Genomic DNA, 19475 nt, shown 5'->3' on the forward strand with positions numbered 1-19475 from the left:
ATTTGACTCATTTTATTTCTTATTTTTTATTACGCTATAAAAAAATATCATCCCTAAATTCATTAGAATTAGAATTCTATTTGTCATACTATAAGAATTAATATCATTTGAAATATTATAAAAATCTATACGATAAAATTAATCGAATGTCTACTTTAGTAAGAAGGATAAAATCATAAAATTTATATTAATTGATATTTTACCGACAAATTTTCTCTACAAATGAGAGGAATACACGACTCTTTTTTAATTTATGACATTCATAAATTAATAGATAATTCTTATCTAACATTTTTTATTATACTACTAACCAATTAGTATGAAAATTTCCTTTCTTATCAATACGTTGATAAGTATGAGCTCCAAAATAATCACGTTGTGCTTGAATAAGATTAGCAGGTAATTGTGCTGAACGATAACTATCATAATAAGCCATAGCAGAATATAATGCAGGAATAGGAAGACCATGCTGTGTAGCAAGTATTACTATATCTCTTAGATCTTGTTGATATAAATTAGCAATATTACTAAAATAAGATGTTACTAATAAGTTAGTAATATTATTATCCTCTCTATATGCATCATAAATATTTTTTAACAAATCTGCACGAATAATACAACCAGAACGAAAAATTTTAGCAATTTCACTATAATTTAAATTCCAATTATTAGCTATTGATGCAGATTTTAACTGAGAAAACCCTTGAGAATAAGATATAATTTTTCCTAAATAAAGAGCTCTACGAATTTTTTCTATTAGTAACTCTTTATTATCCCTATTAGATACTTCTATTTTTTCTGGTCCAAATAATAATTTGGATGCATAAACACGCTCTTTCTTTAAAAAAGAAATATAACGTGCAAAAACAGAAGATGTAATTAATGTTAAAGGTTCATTTAAATCTAATGCACTTTGACTGGTCCATTTTCCAGTACCTTTATTTTCTGCTGTATCTAGAATATAATCTATTAGATAATTACCATTTTGATCTTTCTTTTTAAAAATTATTCCAGTGATCTCTATTAAATAACTTTTTAATTCACCTTCATTCCATTTATTAAATATCTGATATAATTCCTCATTGTGCAATGAAAGTATATTTTTTAATAAAAAATACGCTTCCGATATTAATTGCATATCCCCATATTCAATTCCATTATGTACCATTTTTACATAGTGACCAGAACCATCTGGTCCAATGTAAGTAACACATGCTTCATTTTCAATATATGCGGCAATTTTTTTTAAAATTGGAGAAACTATTTCATAAGCGTGTTTTTGTCCACCTGGCATAATAGAAGGTCCTTTTAATGCGCCTTCTTCTCCTCCAGAAATACCAGCCCCAATAAAATTTATTCCTGCTTTTGATAATTCAATATTACGACGAATGGTATCCTTATAAAACGAATTCCCTCCATCGATTAATATATCTCCTTTATCTAAATAAGATCGTAATAGATTAATCATATTATCGATACTGGTACCCGCTTTAATCATTAAAATAATAATACGAGGTTTTTTTAGGGATAGTACGAATTCCTTAATACTATAGTATGGTACAATTTTATTCCCTTGATTATTAGCAATTATTAAATTAGTTTTTTCTGGATTTCTATTGAAAATAGAAACACTATAACCACAATTTTCAAGATTGAGAGCAAGATTGCGACCCATAGTGGCCATTCCAATTACACCTATTTGTTGTGTCAACATATTATGTATATATCCTCATTAAATTAATATTATATTCTAAATAAATAATACGAGTTATTAAGTAGTAATTAAGCTTTATTTGTGTTCATATGAATTATTTAGTATAATTTTTTCTATTTGACTAATTTGCACACGATTTAATAAATTATTAAACGTACCTATTCGATGATTTATTAATGGATTTGATATTTCATCCCAATTTAAAGAAATTTGAAGAAAAGATTCCGATCTTTTTGATAAAGATGGTACAATGGGTTTTAAGTATGTCATAATAATACGAAAAAAATTTATTCCCATGGAACATATATCATGTATTTGCTTTAAATTTTCTCCTTGTTTTAAAATATTCCAAGGTGCTTTTTCTTGTATATAATGATTAGCAATGTCTACTAATTTCATAATTTCACGAATTACATCACTCAATTCACATTCATTAAATGCTTGCTCTATATATAGAGCCGCATTGACAAAATGATTATATAAATCTGGTTCACTTATCTTCTTTGATAAATAATTATTAAAGTATTGGTTAATAAATCTTGCATTTCGAGAAGCTAAATTAACAACTTTATTTATTAGATCGGCATTAATACGTTGTAAAAAATGTTGTAAATTAATATCAATATCATTAATTTGAGAAGAAATCTTAGTTGCATAATAATAACGGAGGTAATCAGGATCTAAGTGTGATAAATATGTACTAGCTTTAATAAAATTTCCTCTTGATTTAGAGAGTTTCGATCCATTCATAGTCACATAACCATGTACAAATATTTTAGTAGGTTTTCGATATTGACAACTTTCTAATATAGCTGGCCAAAATAAACTATGAAAATAGATAATATCTTTTCCAATAAACTGATATAAATCTATAGACGAATCTATGTTCCAAAAGGCTTCAAAGGAAATATCTTGATATTTTTCACATAGTTTTTTACAAGTGCTCATATATCCAATAGGAGCATCTAACCAAACATAAAAATATTTATTTGGTAAATCAGGAATTTCGAATCCAAAATAAGGAGCATCTCTAGAAATATTCCACGGCTTCAATCCTATATTGAACCATTCCTGTATTTTATTTACTATCTTTTTTTGTAGAACACCAGATTGAATCCAATTATATAGTATTTTACTAAAAATAGGTAAATTAAAAAAAAGATGTTTAGACTGACGTATAACTGGTGTTATTCCAGATATTATAGATATTGGATCAATCAAATCCATAGAAGTATAAATCGTACCACAATGTTCACAATTATCTCCATACTGATTCCCTGCTTTACAGCAGGGACATATACCTTTAACAAATCGATCAGGTAAAAAAAGATTCTGTTTTTGATCATATAATTGAGAGATTGTACGCGATAGAATTAAATTTTTTTCTTTTAAAGAAGAGTATATATTATATAATAATTCTCTATTTTCTTGACTATGCGTAGAATAATAATAATCATAACTTATATGAAATTTTTTTAAATCTCTTTGATGTTCTTCGTAAATAGTTTTTACCATATGTTCTGGATCTATATCTAGTTTTTTTGCTTTGAGCATAATAGGGGTACCATGTGCATCATCCGCACAAATAAAATAAACTTTATGATGACGCATTTTTTTATAACGTACCCAAATATCGGCCAAAATATGCTCTAACATATGGCCAATATGAATGGAACCATTTGCATAGGGTAAGGCACAAGTAACAAGTATTTTTTTATTGTAAGACATAAAAAGATTCTAATGAATTTAGACTTTAATGATTTTAAGTATTTTAATATAAAACTTTAAAAAAGAGATAAAATTTAAATTTTTAATAATATTAGAACAGAATGAATAATTATGAAGATATGAATTATATGGTGCGTTCTGACGGATTTGAACCGCCGACCTCCACCTTGTCGAGATGGCGCTCTAACCTGCTGAGCTAAGAACGCAAATGTTATATAATTTATTCTAAACATCAATATTTAATTGTCAATTAGTAATTGTATATTCTAATATTTAGAATAAATTATAAAATTTATAATAATTTAGGGATTTTAAAAGTGATCTCTTCTTTCTCTCCAATTAATTCTCTAATTTTATTAGCTCCTAAATATTTTAGATAATCTACGATTTCTTTCACTAAAATTTCTGGGGCAGAAGCACTAGATATAATCCCTATATTATTAATTCCTCTTAGCCAATTTTTTTTTATTTCTTTTACACTATCAATAAGATAGACCGATTTTCCAATAAGCTGAACTATTTCTTTTAATCTATTAGAATTAGATGAATTCTTTGAACCTACTATTAATATCAATTCTACATAATCAGATAGATTTTTTATGGCTTTTTGACGATTAAAAGTAGCATAGCAAATATCGTTTTTTTTGGGTCCAGCAATTAATGGAAATCTACTACGTAGTTTATTTACTATATGTACTGTATCATCTACTGATAATGTTGTTTGAGTTATAAAATTTAAATTTTTAGTATTATTTATTTTTAGTTTATCAATCTCTTTAGAGGAGATTATGACATGCATTTTACCTGATGACTGAGGATTATAACGACCTATAGTCCCTTCAACTTCTGGATGTCCTTTATATCCTATTAAAATTAATTCTTTATCTTTTAAACTAGCATAATATACCTTTTTATGTACTTTTTTTACTAATGGACAAGTAGCATCAAATATTCTTAATTGACGTAATTTCGCTTCTTCTTCTACTTTATTAGATACTCCATGTGCAGAAAAAACCAAAACTGAACCTATTGGTACTTTACAAATATCATTAACAAAAATTACTCCTTTCTTGATGAAAAGATCAATGATATATTTATTGTGAATAATTTCATGATATACATAAATAGGAGAAGTATATAATACTAATAATTCTTCTACAATTTTAATTGCTCTTTTTACACCAGCACAAAACCCTCTAGGATTAGCAAGAAAAATTTGCATACATCTATCTCCATTTATTTTTATCTAATATTTTTTCTTATAAAAAATGAAAAATTATTTAGAATAATATATTCTAGTCCAATACAAATATTTAAATCGGCTAGATTAAAAGTTGGAAAATGATATATACTAATATATATATCAATAAAATCTATTACATAACCATATATTATCCTATCTAATAAATTCCCTATTGCCCCTCCAATAATCATTAAAAATGGAAAAATAGATAAATATGATATATATAACCAATTTTTATTTATTATGAGAAATAATACGAAAATACATAATATATTTATTATTATTAATAAATATTTACGCCAATATTCTTCTCCAGAAAAGAACCCAAATACAATACCAGAATTTTTTACATAATAAATATTAATATTTGGAAGAATAGATAATGATTCTCCAAGAGAAAAATTAGATATTATCCAATTTTTACTTAAAAAATCTAATATTATAAAAGTTAATATTATTCCAAAATAATAATATAATTTAACATTTTTAAATAAACTGACGTTTTTCACCATTTCCAAAAACATTATCAATACAACGAGTACACATTGGTAAAGTTTTACTTGAATGAAAATTTTTAATATTTCTTACATAATGCCAACAACGTGAACATTTTTCTCCTTCTATTTTAGTTAAAAGAATTTTTAATGATTCATTTTTTTCGACATTTACTTTTTTTACACTTGAAGAATCGATTACTTCTATTTCTGACGTAAGTAAAAAAAATCGTAGTTCGTTACCTAATTTACGTAAATCTATAGCAAGATTAGATTTAGCATATAATGTAATTTTAGCTTCTAAAGAATTTCTAATATATTTATCTTTACGAGCTTGTTCTAATATTTTATTAACCTCATTTTTAACGAATATTAATTTATCCCAATAATTTCTATTCATTTCTTGATTATAATCAAACTCAAATAAACCATTATACCACTCTTCAGTAAAAATATATTGTGATCTTTTATCTTTTGGCATATATTCCCATACTTCATCTGCAGTAAATGATAAAATAGGAGCTATCCAACGTACTAATGCCTCGAGAATATGATAGATTGCAGTTTGTGCACTACGTCTTGGAATACTATTTTTTTTTATTGTATATAATCGATCTTTTATAATATCTAAATAAAAAGATCCTAATTCTTCTGAACAAAAATACATTATTCTCTGAACAATATAACGAAAATCATAATTATTATAAGCGGATAATATTTCTTTTTGAACAAGATGTGCCCGATCTATTGCCCAAATATCTATAATTATGAGATTATTCTTATTAACACAATCTTTAAGTGGAATAAAATCATAAAGATTTGCTAGTAAAAAACGTATTGTATTACGAATACGGCGATAAACATCTACAGAACTTTTTAAAATATTATCGGATATATTCATTTCATTAGTATGATCTGTAGAAGCGACCCATAAACGAAGTATATCTGCTCCTAATTGATTAACTATATTTTGTGGATATACTACATTTCCTAAGGATTTAGACATTTTCTGACCTTGTTTATCTACAGCAAAACCATGAGATAATATTTTTCTACAAGGTACTTCATTATTAATAGCAATAGAAATAATTAAGGATGACATAAACCACCCACGATATTGATCTGATCCTTCCAAATATAAATCAGGTTTTTTATTAATTAATTCTTTATATCTATTTAGAACGGAATCATGAGTGGAACCAGAATCAAACCATACATCTAAGGTATCTAATACTTTTTCATAAAAAATAGATTCTTTTCCAAGAAAATCAAATGGATCTAAATTCCACCATTCTTTAATACCATTTTTTTCTACATATTTTGCTATTTTTTCCATAAAATATAAAGTATGTGGATGTAGTTCTTTAGTTATTTTATGTATAAATATAGGAATAGGTATACCCCAAGTACGTTGTCGAGAAATACACCAATCAGGACGATTTTTAATCATTTCTTTTATACAAGATTGACCCCATTCAGGAATCCATGTAATTTCTCTAACTTTATCTAAAATTTTTTTGGACAATTCATTTCTATGCATTCCAATAAACCATTGAGGAGTCGCATAAAATATAACAGGAGTATGATGTCTCCAACAATGTGGATAACTGTGTTGTAAGATATCATGAGATAGTAAGAATTTTTTCTCATGAAGCATATGAATAATAATCTCATTGGCTTTAAAAATATTTAATTTATCTAATAATGGAAAGTTCTCTAATATAAAATATCCCTTTGAATCTAAGGGACTAATCATATCTAAATGATATTTAGATGCAACTAAATAATCCTCTCTCCCATGACTAGGAGCTATATGAACAACACCAGTTCCAATGTCTGGTTTAATATAATCATTTAAAATAACAGGTATTACGAAATCCATAAAAGGATGACAACATTGCAAAAATTCAAGATTACTTCCTTGAATACAACCTAATATTGTCCAATGCTTAATTGATAAATGTTTTACTATTTTTTCTAATAAATTTTCTAGAAAAATATAATTATTTTTATTATTAAAATTCACTAGAATATAATTAAGTTCCGGATGAATAGAAACGGCACGATTAGCTGGTAAACTCCATGGAGTTGTTGTCCAAACTATAAAATAAACTGATTCAAATAGATTCTCTATATTAAATCTTTTTTTAATCAAAGAATTATCTAATATAGGAAATGCTATATAAATAGATGGAGAAGTAGAATTATAATATTCTACTTCTGCTTCAGCTAATGAAGATTGACAATTAAAACACCAATATACTGGTTTTTTTCCTCTGTAGACATAACCATGAGCAATAATTTTCTTTAAAGTACGAATGATATTCGCTTGAATTTTAAAATTCATGGTTAAATAAGAGTTTTCCCAATCTCCTAATACTCCTAATCGAATAAAATTTTCTTTTTGTTTTGCAACTTGTTGTAGAGCATACTCTCGACAAGCATTATGAAATATAGAGATATTATTATTTTTTCCTATCTCTTTTTCAACCATTAATTCAATTGGTAAACCATGACAATCCCAACCAGGAATATAAGGACAGTCATATCCCATAAAACTTTTAGATTTAATAATGATATCTTTAAGAATTTTATTGATTGCATGACCAATATGAATATTACCATTAGCATATGGAGGACCATCGTGTAAGTGAAAAATTTCTTTTCCTTTTTTAGTATTACGTATAATCTTATATAAATTTTCTGAATACCAACGAGTTAAAGTATCAATTTCACGTTTAACTAAATTACCACGCATAGGAAATTTTGTATGAGGTAAATTTAATGTTTCTTTATACATAATTTATGTTTTATACATCCTTATTTATTACTTAATATGTTAAAATAATTACGTACACTTTTTATATCAATGGAAATTTGTTTTTTTAAATATTCGATTGAATCAAATCTTATTTCATTACGTATTTTATGATGTACTACTACTTCAATATAACATCCATAAAGATTAATACATTTATCTATTAAATGAACTTCTAATAATTGATAGAAAGAAGTAATAGTAGTTGGTCTATTTCCAATATTAGCAATCCCAATCAATGACATATTATTTTTAATACCATATACTTCTACGGCATAAACACCATGTAATGGTATTTTTCTTCCTTTTAAAGATATATTAGCTGTAGGATAACCTAGAATTCGACCTAATCCATTTCCACGTATTACACGACCAGATATAGAATAAGAATGTCCCAATAATATTTCAGCTTCTTTTATTTTATCATTTAAAAGTATATTACGTATAGCTGTACTACTAATTCGATTACCTTTATTAGAAAAAGTTTTTATATTTATAACTTCAAATCCAGTATTTTTACCTATTTCTTTTAATAAAGATAAATCTCCTTTACGTTTTATACCAAAATGAAAATCATCTCCTATGCAAATAAGACGTATTTTAAGTTTATTAACTAATATATTAATAATAAAATCTTGAGCCGTAAGAGAAGAAAAATATTTATTAAATCTAACACATAAAATTGCGTCTATTTTAGCAAGAGATAAATACTTTATTTTTTCTCTTAAACCTGATAAACGAACTAATTTTGATAAATTTTTATGTAAAAATTCTTGAGGTTGAGGTTCGAATATCATTACCATTTTAGGTAAATTACGATATGCACTTTCAATTTGTAAAGTCGAAATTAATGCTTGATGTCCTAGATGAAATCCATCAAAATTTCCAATAGTAATAGCATATCCATAATGTTTTGATTTTAAGTTATGTATTCCTCGAATTAACTCCATAATAAACTTTAAAAATTAAATAAGAATATAGTATAATACTACATTAACTAATATTAATCATTATAACTTTTATATTGGTTTAAATATTAGTTCATTTTAATATGAAAATATTCTATTATTAATTATAGAACGATAAAGAAATTTTATTGACAAAGAAAAAATTGAGAATAGGATACTTATAATTTATTATAAATTTAGGTGATAAAAATTGGCTAGTATTAAATCTGCTAAAAAAAGAATTCTTACATCAGAAAAACGTCATAAACAAAATATTAGCAAACGATCTATGATACGTACTTTTATAAAAAAAGTATATATTGCTATTAATTCAAATGATAAAAAAAAAGCACTAGATGCATTTTATTCTATGCAATCTATAATTGATCGTAATGTGAAAAAAGGTTTATTACATAAAAATAAAGCGGCACGTCATAAATCTAATCTTATGAAAAGAATAAATGTAATGTAAGAACATATTTCTAATAAATTTTTTATATCAAAAATATTCAAGTAAGCCGATATAGCTTAGTTGGAAAAGCAACGCATTCGTAATGCGAAGATCATAGGTTCGATTCCTATTATCGGCATTTTCACTAACTATCATTTTAATTAAGAATATATTTAAAAAATATCATATATATAAATTAATAATTTTATTATTTAAAAGGATTATATAATATGCAAAAAGATGAAATTAATAATATTCATATTAGTAATGAAAAAATAATGATTACACCCGAGGAGTTAAAGCAACAATTTTCATTAAATAATGAAGAACAAAAAATTATAGCTGATTCTCGTAAAACTATTGCTAATATTATACATGGAAAAGATAAACGTTTATTAACAATTTGTGGTCCATGTTCTATACACGACGTTGATGCTGCATTAGATTATGCAAAAAGATTAAAAGAATTATCTGATAAAATAGGGGATCAATTTTATATTGTTATGCGGGTATATTTTGAAAAACCACGAACTACAATTGGATGGAAAGGATTGATTAATGATCCTTATATGGATGGCTCTTTTGATGTTGAATCAGGATTAAAAATTGCTCGTAGTTTACTATTAGATTTAGTTCGTTTAGGATTACCATTAGCAACAGAAGCATTAGATCCAAATAGTCCTCAGTATATTGGTGATTTATTTAGTTGGTCTGCTATTGGTGCAAGAACGACTGAATCACAAACTCATAGAGAAATGGCATCTGGTTTATCTATGCCTATTGGCTTTAAAAATGGAACAGATGGTAGTTTAGCTACAGCTATAAATGCTATGCATGCTGCTTCTATGGCTCATCGTTTTATGGGTATTAATCAATCAGGACAAGTTTGTTTACTACAAACTCAAGGAAATCCAGATGGACATATTATTTTAAGAGGAGGGAAAAAACCTAATTATCATCCAGAAGATATTATGTATTGTGAAAAACAAATGTTAAAAGCTGGGTTACCAACTGCTTTAATGATTGATTGTAATCATGGTAATTCTAATAAAGATTATCGTCGCCAATATGATGTAGCTAAATCTATTATGTCTCAAATTAAAAATGGAAATCGTTCTATTATTGGTTTAATGTTGGAAAGTAACATTTATGCTGGTAATCAATCAGCAGATTTACCTCGTAATAAAATGCGATATGGTGTATCTATTACTGATCCTTGTATTGATTGGGAAACTACAAATCAGATATTATGTGAATTATATGATGAGCTTAAAACATATTTACCTAATCGAGAAATTTTAAATTAAAATATTTAAATTAATATGTTGAAAAAAAAATCTTTTAATATTTCTGATCTACGTAGAGAATATACACGAGATAAATTATCTAAAGAGAATTTAACAGCTGAACCAATGAATTTATTTGAAAATTGGTTAAAGCAGGCTATTGAATTAGGAATATCTGATTCAACAGCTATGTGTATGGCTACAGTAGATAATTTAGGGATACCTTATCAACGTTTGGTATTATTAAAATCTTTTACTACTAATAATATTATATTTTATACTAATCTAAAAAGTAGAAAAGCATTACAACTATTAAATAATTCTAATACTTCTTTTAATATATTTTGGAGTGTTTTAGAACGTCAGGTAACAATACAAGGAATAGCTGAACGTTTATCTCTTAAAGAAGACAAAGATTATTTTTATAGTAGACCTAAAGAGAGTCAAATTAGTGTTTGGGTTTCTCATCAATCTAATACTATTCCTAATAGAACATATCTAGAAGAAAAATTTTTAAAAATGATAGAAATTTATTCGAAAGAACCGGTTCCATTTCCAAATTTTTGGGGAGGATTTCGTGTAAATATTCAATCTGTCGAATTTTGGCAAGGTCGTAAATATCGATTACATGATCGTTTTATTTATAAAATTAACAAAAATAATTTATGGTCTATTACCCGTTTAGCTCCATAATTTATATTTTTTTAATAAAAGAATAGTTATGATTAATAAAAATTTAATAGAACAACTTCGACAAAGAGGTTTAATTTCTCAAATTACACATGAAAAAGAATTATCTAATTTATTAAATCATACTAAAATTAGCTTTTATTGTGGATTTGATCCAACTTCTGATAGTTTACATATAGGTCATTTATTTTTGTTACTTTGCTTAAAACGTTTTTATTTAGCGGGTCATAAACCTATTATTGTAATAGGAGGAGCTACAGGTATAATAGGAGATCCTAGTTTTAAAAAAAATGAAAGAAAATTAAATCCTCTTTATCTTGTTAATAAGTGGTCAAAAAAAATAAAAGAACAGATTACTAATCTATTAAAGATTTCTAATAATAAAAATATTATTATTAGAAATAATATTGATTGGTTTCAATCTATGAATGTATTAACTTTTTTACGTGATATTGGGAAACATTTCTCCATAAATCATATGATGCAAAAAGAAGCAATTCGACAAAGATTACAACGTAAGAACATTGGTATATCATTTACTGAGTTTTCATATAATTTATTACAAAGTTATGATTTTGCTTATTTACATCATAAAGATGGGATATTATTACAAATAGGCGGAGATGATCAGTGGGGTAATATTTTATCTGGTATAAATCTTACTAAACGTTTATATGGTAATGTAGTATATGGATTAACTGTTCCACTCATTGTTAAATCAGATGGATCAAAATTTGGAAAAAGTGAAAATAATACTATATGGCTAGATCCTAAAAAAACAAGTCCATATAAATTCTATCAGTTTTGGTTAAATATTACTGATGAAGAAGTATATCATTTTCTACGATTATTTACTTCTTTAGATATAAACCATATATTATATATGCAAAATACAGAAAAAAAATTAAATAAAAATAGTAATAGTATACCTTCTTCTAAATATAAATTAGCTGATTTAATCACTAAAATGGTTCATGGTGATATAGTTCTTACTTCTGTTAAACGTATTACTAATAGTTTATTTTCAACAAATTTAATCTCAGATTTAACAATGAGTGATTTTGCTTATCTTGCTAAAGATGGTATACCAAATATGTCTATAGAGAATGGAATTAATATTGATTTACAACAAATATTAGTAGACTCTAAATTAGCTACTTCACGTTCTCAAGCTAAAAATATGATTGCTAATCATGCTATTACCATTAATTTCAAGAAACAAACATTTGAAAAATATAAATTTCAAGAATCTGACAAATTATTTGGATGTTATACTCTTTTACGAAGAGGAAAAAAACACTACTTTTTAATTCAATGGAAATAAATTATAAAATATTTATTGCATTTAGTTTATAAAAAATCTTTTCCAGATGATTCGAAAAAGACTCTTGACTTGCACGTATCCAAGTACGAGGATCATAGAATTTTTTATTAGGCTGTTCAGGATATAACATATTCCCAATTTGATTTTGAAGAAAATCTTTATTTTTTTTATAAAATTTTAAAATACCTTCCCATGTTGCCCATTGCATATCCGTATCAATATTTATTTTCACGACACCATAATTAATAGACTCCTTTATTTCTTCTAAAGAAGAGCCCGATCCACCATGAAATACAAAATCAAGAGAATTCATCGGTAAATTAAATTTTTTTGATACATATTCTTGAGTATATTTTAATATTTTTGGTTTTAACTTTACATTACCGGGTTTATAAACACCATGCACATTGCCAAATGTTGCCGCAATAATAAAATTTAGACTAACAGAACTAAGTTTTTCATAAAAGAGAGCTATATCTTCTGGATGTGAATATAATAAAGTCTTATCTAAAAGACTATTATCAATACCATCTTCTTCACCGCCAGTACACCCAATTTCAAATTCTAAAAACATATCTAATGGTGCAAATTTTTTTAAATAAGAAGTACTAATTTTAATATTTTCCTGAAGAGATTCTTTAGATAAATCAATCATATGAGAGGAAAATAAAGTTTTCCCAGTATTGAAAAAGTATTTTTCATTCTCCTGTAATAAACCATCAATCCAAGGTAATAATTCTTTATTACAATGATCAGTATGTAAAATTACTGGAATGCCATAATATTCGGATACAGTCTTTACATGTAGTGCACCAGATATAGCTCCTAAAATTGCTGTAGTAATATTATCCTTAATACTATTTTGTAATCCTTTACCAGCAATAAACATTGCACCTGAATGAGAAAACTGTATAATAATAGGTGATCTTACTTTACAAGCCGTTTCTAACGCTGCATTAATGGAATCAGTTCCTATACAATTAATGGCAGGAATAGCAAAATGTTTTTTTTTAGCATAAGCAAATATTTCACGCATTTCCATTCCAGATACAATACCGGGTTTAATAGATTGCAAAATATTAGCCATAATATCACCTCAATAATAAATATCTATACTAGTTCTTACTCTTTTATTTTTTTAAATCTAAATATTTATTTTCTAAAGCAAGAATAGTAGGCAATTTTTTTCCAGATAAAAAAGTTAAGAATGCTCCACCACCTGTTGAAATATAGGAAATTTTATTAAAAATATTAAATAATTCTATTGCATAGAGTGTATCACCTCCTCCTGCAATAGAAAAAGCAGTACTATTAGCAATAGCCATACTTATTTCTTTAGTACCTTTTCTAAAATTAGGAAATTCAAATATTCCAATAGGACCATTCCAAATAAGAGTTTTTGCTTTCTTAATAATATTTAACATTAATTTTATAGAAATTTCTCCAAAGTCAACTATTTTATCATTATTTTCAATTCTATTAACTGATTTTACTATATATTTAGATTTTTCAGATAATTCTGTTGCTACACAAACATCCACAGGTATCTGAATAGTATTATATTTTAATAAACTTTTAGCATAATCAACTAAATTACTTTCATATAAAGATTGTCCAATATTATAACCTTGTGCAACAAGAAAAGTGTTAGCAATACCCCCACCAATTATAAGATAATCTAATTTTTTTACTAAGTTATTTATTACAGTTAATTTAGTAGAGATTTTTGAACCTCCAATAATTCCTACTATTGGTTTATTAGGAGAATAAAGTGCTTGACTTAATGTATTTATTTCCTTTAACAATAAAGGACCTGCACAAGATATAGGGGAAAAATTACATAATCCAACAGTCGAAGCATGTGTACGATGAGCAGTACCAAAAGCATCCATTATAAATATATCACATAATGATGCATATTTTTTTGATAAATTTACATCATTATCTTTTTCACCTTTATTAAAACGGACATTTTCCCAAACCAGAATTTCTCCTTTTTTCATTATTATTTTATCTTTTAGATAATTTTTTACTAAACGAAATGAAAAAGGGAATTTATCATTTAAATAGTTTACTATTGGTAATAAGGAATAATCTGGATTATATTCACCTTCTATTGGTTGTCCTAAATGAGAACATACAGTAACATAACCACCTTTTTTTAAAACATATTCAATTGTAGTCATAGCAGTAATAATACGAAAATCTGATACTATTTCTCCATTTTTAAGAGGCACATTTAAATCAGTACGAATTAAAACGCGTTTATTATATAGACATAAATCTGTTATCTTAATCATATAAGATCAATCCTAACATTTATTTTATTGATACTTACTTAATTAAAATCATCTTACTTAGATTGAAATTAATTTTAAGAAAAAATATTATATAGAATGGATAGAAAAAAATTAATATATGCTTCTTATTTATAAGAAGCATATATATTATTCTTTCTATATTTTAATTTTACTCAATAATTTTAGAGACAATTCCCGCACCTACAGTGCGTCCACCTTCTCTAATAGCAAAACGTAATCCTTCATCCATAGCAACAGGACAAAGTAAATTAACATTAATTTTTACACTATCACCTGGCATAACCATCTCTATATTTTTAGGTAATTCAATATTACCAGTAACATCTGTAGTACGAAAATAAAATTGAGGTCTATAACCATTAAAAAAAGGAGTGTGACGTCCACCTTCATCTTTATTTAATACATATACTTCTGATTCAAATCTAATATGAGGTTTAATTGAATTTGGTTTCGCTAATATTTGTCCTCTTTCTACATCATCACGTTTAGTACCTCTCAAAAGTATACCTACATTTTCACCGGCACGACCTTCATCTAAAAGTTTACGAAACATTTCAACACCAGTACAAATAGTTTTCATTGTATCTTTTATACCAACAATTTCTATTTCTTCACCTACTTTAATTATACCTCTTTCTATCCTACCAGTTACTACTGTACCTCTTCCTGAAATAGAAAAAACATCTTCAATTGGTAATAAAAAAGGTTTATCAATATCACGTTTAGGTTCAGGAATATAAGAATCTAATTTTTCAGATAATTCTATAATTTTTTCTTCCCATATTTTATCACCTTCTAAAGCTTTTAAAGCTGAGCCTCTAATAATAGGTATATCATCACCTGGAAAATCATATTGCGATAATAACTCACGTACTTCCATTTCCACTAATTCTAATAGTTCTTCATCATCAACCATATCACATTTATTTAGAAAAACAATAATATGTGGTACTCCTACTTGTCGACCTAAAAGAATATGTTCACGAGTTTGTGGCATAGGACCATCAGTCGCTGCAACAACTAAAATAGCACCATCCATTTGTGCAGCACCAGTAATCATATTTTTAATATAATCAGCATGACCTGGACAATCTACATGAGCATAGTGTCGTACTGCCGTATCATATTCCACATGCGAAGCGTTAATAGTAATACCACGTGACTTTTCTTCTGGGGCATTATCAATTTGATCAAAAGCACATGCATGTCCACCATATTTTTTAGCTAAAACAGAAGTAATAGCTGCAGTAAGAGTAGTTTTACCATGATCAACATGTCCAATAGTACCTACATTAATATGTGGTTTAGTACGTTGAAATTTTTCTTTAGACACAATTTTTATTCCTTTTGATAATATAATATACTTTTATTTATTTTTCCTATACTCAATAACAGATTGAGCAATATTATTTGGTGTTTCACAATATTTTAAGAATTCCATAGAATAAGAAGCACGACCTTGAGTTTTTGAACGTAAATCAGTAGCATAACCAAACATTTCTGACAAAGGAACATTTGCACAAATAATTTTATCCATTCCAATAGAATCTTGCATTCCTTCTATTATACCACGACGTCTATTTAAATCACCAATAACATCTCCCATATAATTTTCAGGAGTTTCAACCTCCACTTTCATAATAGGTTCTAAGATAACTGGATTGGCTCGCATAAATCCTTCTTTAAATGCTATAGATGCTGCTATTTTAAATGCTAATTCAGATGAATCTACTTCATGATATGAGCCATCGAAGACAGAAACTCTAACATTTACTATTGGATAGTTTGCTAATACTCCACTTTTTATTTGTTCTTGAATTCCTTTATCAATAGCAGAAATATATTCCTTAGGAATCACTCCTCCTACAATTTCATTTAAAAATTCATAATTTTTATCATTATTTTTATCATTCTCTTCTGAATTTATAGGTTCAATACGTAACCAAACATGACCAAATTGACCACGACCACCTGATTGACGAATAAATTTACCTTCTTGTTCAACAATTTTTCTTATAGTTTCCCTATAAGCAACTTGTGGTCTACCTACATTAGCTTCTACATTAAACTCACGACGCATACGATCTACAAGAATCTCAAGATGTAACTCACCCATTCCAGCAATAATAGTTTGATTAGATTCATCATCATTCCATACACGAAAAGAAGGATCTTCTTGTGATAATCTACTCAGAGCAAAACTCATTTTTTCTTGGTCTATTTTTGTTTTAGGTTCAACTGCAACAGATATCACTGGATCAGGAAATTCTATACGTTCTAATATAATAGGTGCTGCTATATCACAAAGTGTATCTCCAGTTGTTACATCTTTTAGTCCAATAGCTGCTGCAATATCACCTGCACGTACTTCTTTTATTTCTTCTCTTTTATTAGAATGCATTTGAACAATACGACCAAAACGTTCACGTTTATCCTTAACAGAATTTAATATTATATCACCAGAGTTTACTACTCCTGAATAAACTCGAAAAAAGGTTAAATTTCCAACAAAAGGATCAGTAGCTACTTTAAAAGCTAAAGCTGAAAATGGTTCCTCATCACTAGAGTAACGTGTAGCCTTCGTAATTTTATCTTCTAATACCCCATTAATAGATGCAATATCTGTAGGAGCAGGAAGATAATCAATAATAGCATCTAATAATGCTTGTATCCCTTTATTCTTGAAAGCTGATCCACAAGTTACTACTACAATTTCATTATTTAAAATTCTTTTACGTAATCCTAATTTAATATCATTTTCAGTAAATTCATACCCATTTAAATATTTCTCCATCATTTCTTCTGAAGATTCTACTGCTGATTCAATTAGATTCTGATGCCATTTATCAGATAATTTTTTTAAATGATTTGGAATGATATCATATTTAAACATCATACCTTGACTTGTATCATCCCAAATTATTGCTTTCATTTTAACAAGATCGATAATACCTTCAAAATTTTCTTCTGATCCAATTGCTAAATGAATTGGAACTGGATTTGCACCTAATTTTTCTTTGATTTGATTAACTACACGTAAATAATCTGCACCTGTACGATCCATTTTATTCACAAAAGCAATACGAGGAACTTTATATTTATTTGCTTGACGCCAAACAGTTTCAGATTGTGGTTGTACTCCACCTACTGCACAATATATCATAACTACACCATCTAATATTCGCATAGAACGTTCTACTTCTATGGTAAAATCAACATGCCCAGGTGTATCAATAATATTTATTCGATGTTTATTAAACTGATTATCCATACCAGACCAAAAACAAGTAGTTGCTGCAGATGTAATGGTAATTCCTCTTTCTTGTTCTTGTTCCATCCAATCCATAGTAGCTGAACCATGATGAACTTCACCAATTTTATGATTTACACCGGTATAAAATAGAATACGTTCAGTAGTCGTTGTTTTTCCAGCATCAATATGGGCACTAATACCTATATTACGATAATGTGTAATAGGAGTGATACGAGCCATTTATTCCTCTTATTTACCAACGATAATGAGCAAATGCTTTATTTGCATCGGCTATACGATGAATATCTTCCCGTTTTTTTACCGATGCACCTTTATTTTCAGATGCATCTATTATCTCATGTGCTAAACGTAATTTCATAGAATGATCTTTTCTTTTTCTTGCAGATGTAATAATCCAACGTATCGCTAATGAAGTTCCCCTTACCGGAGGAACTTCTACTGGAACTTGATAAGTAGCTCCTCCTACTCTTCTTGATTTTACTTCAACAATAGGACGAACATTATCTAAGGCTAATTCTAAAATTTTTAATGAATCTTTTTTTATTTTATTATTTACAGTATCAAGAGCATGATATAATATAGAAGTTGCTATAGATTTTTTTCCATCTATCATAAGTAAATTAATAAATTTAGATATTAATTCAGAACTAAACTTTGGATCTGGTGTGATTTGACGTTTCGAAGTCACTCTTCTTCGTGACATAGAAATACTCCATATTATTAATATTTTTAGTATTTATATTTTTTTAATACTATAAAATTAATTCTTAATTTTTTTTACTCCATATTTAGAGCGACCTTTTTTCCTATCTTTTACACCAGCACAATCAAGGGCACCTCGTACAGTATGATAGCGAACGCCAGGTAAATCTTTTACACGTCCACCTCTAATTAAAACTATAGAATGTTCTTGTAAATTATGCCCTTCTCCTCCTATATAGGAGGTCACTTCAAATCCATTAGTCAATCGAACACGACAGACTTTACGAAGTGCAGAATTTGGTTTTTTAGGTGTAGTAGTATATACACGTGTACATACTCCTCTTTTTTGTGGACATGAAGTAAGTGCAGGAACATTTCCTTTAGTAATTTTTTTAGATCGAGGTTTTCGTACTAGTTGATTAATTGTTGCCATATTTTTTATTTTGGATTATATTACATATTACTTAAGTCAGATATATAATA

15 protein-coding genes, 2 tRNA genes and 1 pseudogene are annotated in these 19475 nt (G+C 27.1%); 5 read left to right on the forward strand and 13 right to left on the reverse strand.

Going from position 1 to position 19475, the window contains the following annotated elements; all coding sequences use genetic code 11:
- Positions 1 to 298: 298 nt before the first annotated feature.
- The 7 genes and pseudogenes from gndA to ribF all read right to left on the reverse strand — a co-directional run bounded on the left by gndA (position 299) and on the right by ribF (position 8947).
- Positions 299 to 1714 carry an NADP-dependent phosphogluconate dehydrogenase gene (gene gndA / locus KEC37_RS00005; RefSeq protein WP_223139599.1) on the reverse strand — a complete coding sequence of 472 codons (1416 nt, stop codon included), beginning with the start codon at positions 1712 to 1714 and terminating at the stop codon, positions 299 to 301.
- Between the two features lie 102 nt (positions 1715 to 1816).
- A pseudogene (gene metG, locus KEC37_RS00010) lies at positions 1817 to 3442 on the reverse strand (methionine--tRNA ligase); the annotation flags it as partial.
- 129 nt (positions 3443 to 3571) lie between these two features.
- Positions 3572 to 3648: transfer RNA gene (locus tag KEC37_RS00015), tRNA-Val, on the reverse strand.
- 86 nt (positions 3649 to 3734) lie between these two features.
- The gene (ispH, locus tag KEC37_RS00020; RefSeq protein ID WP_223139601.1) at positions 3735 to 4664 is read right to left on the reverse strand and encodes a 4-hydroxy-3-methylbut-2-enyl diphosphate reductase; all 930 of its coding nucleotides are present in this window, start codon (positions 4662 to 4664) and stop codon (positions 3735 to 3737) included.
- A gap of 20 nt (positions 4665 to 4684) precedes the next feature.
- Positions 4685 to 5197: a signal peptidase II gene (lspA, locus tag KEC37_RS00025; RefSeq protein ID WP_223139602.1), complete on the reverse strand. Its 513-nt coding sequence runs from the start codon at positions 5195 to 5197 to the stop codon at positions 4685 to 4687.
- Positions 5172 to 7979: an isoleucine--tRNA ligase gene (ileS, locus tag KEC37_RS00030; protein ID WP_223139603.1), complete on the reverse strand. Its 2808-nt coding sequence runs from the start codon at positions 7977 to 7979 to the stop codon at positions 5172 to 5174. Before ileS ends, lspA begins: the two co-directional genes overlap by 26 nt.
- A 20-nt stretch (positions 7980 to 7999) precedes the next feature.
- Positions 8000 to 8947 (reverse strand): bifunctional riboflavin kinase/FAD synthetase, encoded by a 948-nt coding sequence (ribF, locus tag KEC37_RS00035; RefSeq protein ID WP_223139604.1) that lies wholly within the window; start codon positions 8945 to 8947, stop codon positions 8000 to 8002.
- Positions 8948 to 9155: 208 nt separating this feature from the next.
- On the opposite strand from ribF, the gene rpsT reads away from it, so the two are divergent.
- The 5 genes from rpsT to tyrS all read left to right on the forward strand — a co-directional run bounded on the left by rpsT (position 9156) and on the right by tyrS (position 12695).
- Positions 9156 to 9416 (forward strand): 30S ribosomal protein S20, encoded by a 261-nt coding sequence (gene rpsT, locus KEC37_RS00040; RefSeq protein WP_223139605.1) that lies wholly within the window; start codon positions 9156 to 9158, stop codon positions 9414 to 9416.
- Positions 9417 to 9461: 45 nt separating this feature from the next.
- A tRNA-Thr gene (locus tag KEC37_RS00045) sits at positions 9462 to 9534 on the forward strand.
- Positions 9535 to 9625: 91 nt separating this feature from the next.
- The gene (locus tag KEC37_RS00050) at positions 9626 to 10702 is read left to right on the forward strand and encodes a 3-deoxy-7-phosphoheptulonate synthase (protein ID WP_223138639.1); all 1077 of its coding nucleotides are present in this window, start codon (positions 9626 to 9628) and stop codon (positions 10700 to 10702) included.
- A gap of 15 nt (positions 10703 to 10717) precedes the next feature.
- Positions 10718 to 11374, forward strand: coding sequence for a pyridoxamine 5'-phosphate oxidase (gene pdxH, locus KEC37_RS00055; RefSeq protein ID WP_223139606.1), 657 nt, complete (start codon positions 10718 to 10720; stop codon positions 11372 to 11374).
- 28 nt (positions 11375 to 11402) lie between these two features.
- Entirely contained in the window at positions 11403 to 12695 is a 1293-nt protein-coding gene (tyrS, locus tag KEC37_RS00060; protein WP_223139607.1) for a tyrosine--tRNA ligase, read from the forward strand.
- A gap of 1 nt (position 12696) precedes the next feature.
- Here tyrS and fbaA read toward each other — a convergent pair whose 3' ends face one another.
- The 6 genes from fbaA to rpsL form a co-directional block, all read right to left on the reverse strand.
- Positions 12697 to 13782, reverse strand: coding sequence for a class II fructose-bisphosphate aldolase (fbaA, locus tag KEC37_RS00065; RefSeq protein WP_223139608.1), 1086 nt, complete (start codon positions 13780 to 13782; stop codon positions 12697 to 12699).
- 43 nt (positions 13783 to 13825) lie between these two features.
- The gene (locus KEC37_RS00070; protein WP_223139609.1) at positions 13826 to 14995 is read right to left on the reverse strand and encodes a phosphoglycerate kinase; all 1170 of its coding nucleotides are present in this window, start codon (positions 14993 to 14995) and stop codon (positions 13826 to 13828) included.
- Positions 14996 to 15164: 169 nt separating this feature from the next.
- Complete coding sequence (gene tuf, locus KEC37_RS00075; RefSeq protein WP_223138644.1) at positions 15165 to 16349, reverse strand: elongation factor Tu; 1185 nt, start codon at positions 16347 to 16349, stop codon at positions 15165 to 15167.
- A gap of 33 nt (positions 16350 to 16382) precedes the next feature.
- A complete protein-coding gene (gene fusA, locus KEC37_RS00080; protein ID WP_223139610.1) occupies positions 16383 to 18509 on the reverse strand; it encodes an elongation factor G in 2127 nt (708 codons plus the stop codon).
- 13 nt (positions 18510 to 18522) lie between these two features.
- The gene (gene rpsG / locus KEC37_RS00085; protein WP_223138646.1) at positions 18523 to 18993 is read right to left on the reverse strand and encodes a 30S ribosomal protein S7; all 471 of its coding nucleotides are present in this window, start codon (positions 18991 to 18993) and stop codon (positions 18523 to 18525) included.
- 57 nt (positions 18994 to 19050) lie between these two features.
- Positions 19051 to 19425, reverse strand: a complete 375-nt coding sequence (gene rpsL / locus KEC37_RS00090; protein WP_223138647.1) for a 30S ribosomal protein S12 — start codon at positions 19423 to 19425, stop codon at positions 19051 to 19053.
- Positions 19426 to 19475 lie beyond the last annotated feature (50 nt).

Source organism: Candidatus Schneideria nysicola, from assembly GCF_019923565.1.
In the GTDB taxonomy this organism is placed as follows: Bacteria; Pseudomonadota; Gammaproteobacteria; order Enterobacterales; family Enterobacteriaceae; genus Schneideria; species Schneideria nysicola.

Coding starts and splice junctions, on each gene's coding strand:
- gndA (WP_223139599.1), bottom strand. CDS start 1,714: ATGTTGACACAACAAATAGGTGTAATTGGAATGGCCACTATGGGTCGC.
- ispH (WP_223139601.1), bottom strand. CDS start 4,664: ATGCAAATTTTTCTTGCTAATCCTAGAGGGTTTTGTGCTGGTGTAAAA.
- lspA (WP_223139602.1), bottom strand. CDS start 5,197: ATGGTGAAAAACGTCAGTTTATTTAAAAATGTTAAATTATATTATTAT.
- ileS (WP_223139603.1), bottom strand. CDS start 7,979: ATGTATAAAGAAACATTAAATTTACCTCATACAAAATTTCCTATGCGT.
- ribF (WP_223139604.1), bottom strand. CDS start 8,947: ATGGAGTTAATTCGAGGAATACATAACTTAAAATCAAAACATTATGGA.
- KEC37_RS00050 (WP_223138639.1), top strand. CDS start 9,626: ATGCAAAAAGATGAAATTAATAATATTCATATTAGTAATGAAAAAATA.
- pdxH (WP_223139606.1), top strand. CDS start 10,718: ATGTTGAAAAAAAAATCTTTTAATATTTCTGATCTACGTAGAGAATAT.
- tyrS (WP_223139607.1), top strand. CDS start 11,403: ATGATTAATAAAAATTTAATAGAACAACTTCGACAAAGAGGTTTAATT.
- fbaA (WP_223139608.1), bottom strand. CDS start 13,782: ATGGCTAATATTTTGCAATCTATTAAACCCGGTATTGTATCTGGAATG.
- KEC37_RS00070 (WP_223139609.1), bottom strand. CDS start 14,995: ATGATTAAGATAACAGATTTATGTCTATATAATAAACGCGTTTTAATT.
- fusA (WP_223139610.1), bottom strand. CDS start 18,509: ATGGCTCGTATCACTCCTATTACACATTATCGTAATATAGGTATTAGT.
- rpsG (WP_223138646.1), bottom strand. CDS start 18,993: ATGTCACGAAGAAGAGTGACTTCGAAACGTCAAATCACACCAGATCCA.
- rpsL (WP_223138647.1), bottom strand. CDS start 19,425: ATGGCAACAATTAATCAACTAGTACGAAAACCTCGATCTAAAAAAATT.